The organism is Alicyclobacillus contaminans DSM 17975 (genome assembly GCF_000429525.1).
Taxonomy (GTDB): domain Bacteria; phylum Bacillota; class Bacilli; order Alicyclobacillales; family Alicyclobacillaceae; genus Alicyclobacillus_A; species Alicyclobacillus_A contaminans.
Genome location: NZ_AUCA01000082.1, coordinates 1 through 4,531, shown reverse-complemented (window position 1 = coordinate 4,531; position 4,531 = coordinate 1). Strand labels below are relative to the sequence as shown.

Genomic DNA, 4,531 nt, shown 5'->3' with positions numbered 1-4,531 from the left:
AAAATGCAACAGAACGCAGCGTGAGACGGTTTTTATCTGAATTGTAAATCTATCATCTCTTTCTTAAAAGCCATCCCATCTGTCTTGACAAAGTGGGGTTCAATACGGACGACTTCTCGAAGACAAACCGCCCGGAACTTAGCAGCGAGTAGTACATCACCACCATTTCGACTTCCCTCTATCCACTCGATCACCTGTGGCGTGAGGGACCCGATTAGTTCGATCCCCTTCCGTGACAAACCTCCCGCCCTTCCAAACGCATGCGCTTCCACAAGATCGCATCCGTTGAACGTGAATTCAACTACCGAATTAAGAAACGTCATTCGGTCAATAACTCTTGATACAGCCTTTGCGTTGGGTACTGATATCTGTAGTGGACTGCTCCAATCCACCTCGATCCATGCTGATAGTCTGGGCGTAATTCCAGATAATCGGGCTTGTAATGACGATAAGTTCGCTTTGCCAATCGAATGACTACTCTCTGCAAATAGATCTGTTAGCCAGACTGGTTGAGTATACAAATCTAATACCCTCCACCCATTTGGTAAAGGACATCGTATCTTAACATATCAATCCGACTTGTGTAGTCGAAGTCTTGATCTATTTCGGTCTGCAGTTATCGCACTTTTTTGGCCTTGGTGTAAATGCTTCCATTGCCTCCACCAAATCTTCTACGAAGTAGTACGCGCCGTGCCTGCCCTTGTTGGCCAATACCTTCTCTCGAAAGTTTGAGATGTCAACGTTCGCGCACCTCGGCCTATGAACTGTGTTTCCGGTATCATCCGTGATAACTATGTACCCGTCCCACGCAGCCTTGGCTTCCTTGAACTCGGCCACGGAAGTAATTTGCTTCACACTCACACCCCTTATCGCGCCATCAATTTTTCCAGATATTCTATTTCGGCGTTTAGAACCTTCAACACACTGCTTTCGGCGATTCCAGTCTACGCAGCGATGTATTTGATCATCTCGTTTATCTTCACATCATAGCATCATTACAATGAATGTTCGCCATATGTTAATTCGAAAACTGTGTCCGCCAACCACCTTTGAAACGACTCATTGTCGCTGAACTGCTTGAATAGCTCGGTATCATCTTTCAGCAGGGCCGTCATCACGCGCGCGAGAGCCTTGTCGTGCTCAATACGTGCGTTCTGCCTATCGGAGTTCTTCTTCGCGTTCTGATACGCCGTGTCAGCCGCAACCCGCGCCGGGATATCCTCGGTAATCAGCTTGCGGACCCGGTCGGCATCCTGCCAGGCAATATTTCCGAACATATCATTGAAGCTCTTGAGGATACTAGAAAGTCGATCCAGGACCGGCTCCGTACGATGCCCGCCACCCGAGGTCGGTACTGGATCAATTTCTGCATCCTCGTCCGGTAGGACGATTTTCATCATTGCCTGCTTCTCGACCCGATACGCGTCCATATCAATGGCCTCGAGAATACCGCGAGAAAGGTCCTCCTCCTTGGGAGACGGTAGTTTAGGTACAAGGAAGGTTAGGAAAATCGAAAGCTTCTCCCATTCCGCGTTGGTATATGGCAAAATCGCAGAGAGAAAGCCGTAAGTCCGCAGGAAGGCCTTCGCTGTTCCTTTGAAATCCACTTGGCCATCCTCGTCAAGTTCCTGGTTATAGACGGCAACACAGGCATCAAGGATTGGGTCTAGTCTGTCGCGGTCGGCTCCGCCGAGATACAGCGCGACGAGGTGGTCAATCTGTGCTTCAGTGTAAACCTCGTAATCGTCGAGTGCCGCTTTGAGATCGTGAAGCTTATTGGGGTCCGACTCTTCTGCGAGAATCGTCGTGCGGTAATAGGGAGCAAACGCCGCCTGAATTGTGTCAGCATCATTCATAAAATCGAGCACAAACACATCGTGCTTCTTTGGATGCGCACGATTAAGGCGCGAAAGCGTCTGCACGGCCTTGACTCCCGAAAGCATCTTGTCCACATACATCGTGTGAAGGAGCGGCTCGTCGTAGCCAGTTTGGAATTTGTCGGCGCAGATCAAGAAGCGATAGGGGTCCTGGCGGATCTTGTCGACGATTTGACTCGACGGAAAGCCGTTTAGGGACGCCTCGGTTACTTTACCGCCTTTATACTCGTATTCACCAGAGAAGGCAACGATGGCACGATACGGACTTTTGCGTTCCTTTAGGTAGGCCTCGAACGCATGGTAGTACTGGATTGCACGCTCGATGCTACTAGTCACCACCATCGCCCGCGCTTCACCACCAACCTTACCCTTTGCAATCACATGCTCGTGGAAATGATCCACCATGATCTCTGCCTTAAGCCGAATTGCATGGTCATGGCTCTCGACGAACCGGCGGAGCTTCTTGCGGGCCTTCTTAACGTCGAACTCTGGGTCATCCGGAATCGTTTTGACTAACTTATAATAACTCTGCACCGGCGTGTAGTGTGCCAACACGTCTAGGATGAATCCCTCCTGGATCGCCTGCTTCATGGTGTAACTGTGAAAGGGGCGGTGTTTGGTTATTCCGTTGAGCTGCGGATCCGGTTCGCCGAAAAGTTCGAGGGTTTTGTTCTTGGGCGTGGCAGTGAAGGCGAAGTAGCTCGCGTTCGGTAGCAGTTTCTTCGCCTCCATTATCCGGTTGATCCGGTCCTCGAAAGTGTCGTCTTCATCCACGGCCCCGGCCTCCGCAAGAGCGATGTTCAGGGCAGCTGTATTCCGACCGCCTTGACTGGAGTGCGCCTCGTCAATGATGATGGCAAAATTCCGTCCTCGGTGCTCGCTTCCGATCTCGTCGAGAATGAACGGGAATTTCTGCACGGTAGAAATGATAATTTTCTTCCCCTCGGCAATAAACCGGCGCAGATCTCCCGAGTGCTCCGCGTGGGCCATGGTGCTGCCCACCTGGGTGAACTGCTTGATGGTATTGCGAATCTGCTGATCAAGGATGCGTCGGTCGGTGACCACGATGACCGAATCGAAGATCGGCACTTCACGCCGGCGCAATCCCGCCAACTGGTGCGCAAGCCAGGCAATGGAATTCGATTTACCACTGCCTGCCGAGTGTTGAATCAAGTACCGCCGCCCCGCACCGTGGTTGTAGACATCCGCCAGCAGCTTACGCACCACATCGAGTTGGTGATATCGCGGCCAGATCTGCACTGCTTGCTTCTTTTTTCCAGTCTTCTCATCCCTCGGCTCGACGATTTGAGCGTAGTTCTCTAGGATATCGGTCAGGCTCTCACGCGTGAGGATTTGCTTCCACAGGTAGTCTGTCTTAAGTCCCTCGGGGTTCGGTGGGTTGCCGGCACCATCGTTGTAACCCTGGTTAAAGGGCAGGAACCATGAACTCTTGCCCTTAAGGTGCGTGCAGAAGCGTACCTCGTGGTCGTCTACAGCGAAGTGGACAATGCATCGACCAAACTCGAAGAGTTTCTCACGCGGGTCCCTATCGCGCTTATACTGCTCGATGGCATCCTCCACCGTTTGCTTGGTGAGACTGTTTTTAAGCTCGAAAGTAATCACCGGCAATCCATTGACGAACAAAACTAAGTCAAGCGCCCGCTGAGTTTCACTTCGACTGTACCGTAATTGCCGTGTAACGCTAAAGCAATTGGCTGCAAAGAGCGCTTTAGCCGTATCGTTGCCCGGTGAAGGCGTACCGTAGAAGAGGTCGAGGTTGTATGGCCCGTGTTTTATGCCTCGGCGAAGCACATCAATAGTGCCGCGTTTGCTGATTTCCCCCTGTAGGCGACCCAGAAATTTGCGCCGCGTTGGGCTATCATGGTCAAGATCAAGCGCCTCAGCTACTTCTGGTTGCGTCGCCCGCAGGAAGCATGTGAGTTGTTTGAGGTCCACAGCATATTCGCGATCGTAGTCAGCTGCATCGCCCTCCAGCCACCCTACCCGGGTCATGGCCTGCACGATCAATCCTTCAAGACCCTTTTCGCTAGTGTCGGTCCTCATGCTTCCACCCCCACAGGTTCAACATCAAGGAGCTCATTTGCTGCATCTTCTTCGTATTTGTCCAGAGTGTCAGGTTCCAACTCCTCGAACTCGTCGGTTTGGAGTTCTTCGGGTAGGTTATTTGTCGCTTCACGCACGTCTAACTTTCCGGTCACTACGTCTGTCATCAGGTGGTTGCGGAATTCGCGAAGGAGTTCGATCTCGTTGCGAGTTGAGGCGATAACTTGATCAATGTTGACGGTTTCTGCTTCCAGGAACCGAACGATGGCGGCTTGTTCGGACAGAGGTGGCAAAGCTACTCTAATCTCTCTCACTTCGCCCTCGCTAATAGCAGGTACCGGTCCTGGCTTGGCAATTGTTCCGAAGTCAATTTGCTGCAACAACAAAAGGATAAATCCCGGATGGCCCTTTCTAACGACACATCCCATTAGGTTATTGTCGATGCAACACGGACATCCAACTACTCGTCTTTTATTCGTCAACATTGCACCGCCGATTTTAGGAAACACGATTGTTCCGGTCGGAAATATTGTAGCCCCGAGTCGATTAGCTGTATCTCGAGAGATAGTATTTTTCCAGACCACCATGTT

Annotated in this window: 2 protein-coding genes; both read right to left on the bottom strand. The window is 51.3% G+C overall.

What is annotated here, in order from left to right; genetic code table 11:
* Positions 1–995 precede the first annotated feature (995 nt).
* The gene (locus G463_RS0116910) at positions 996–3,941 is read right to left on the bottom strand and encodes a type I restriction endonuclease subunit R (RefSeq protein ID WP_026976079.1); all 2,946 of its coding nucleotides are present in this window, start codon (positions 3,939–3,941) and stop codon (positions 996–998) included.
* A partial coding sequence (locus tag G463_RS21170; RefSeq protein ID WP_035487947.1) for a restriction endonuclease subunit S domain-containing protein occupies positions 3,938–4,531 on the bottom strand: 594 nt, incomplete at its 5' end. The genes G463_RS21170 and G463_RS0116910, both read right to left, overlap by 4 nt.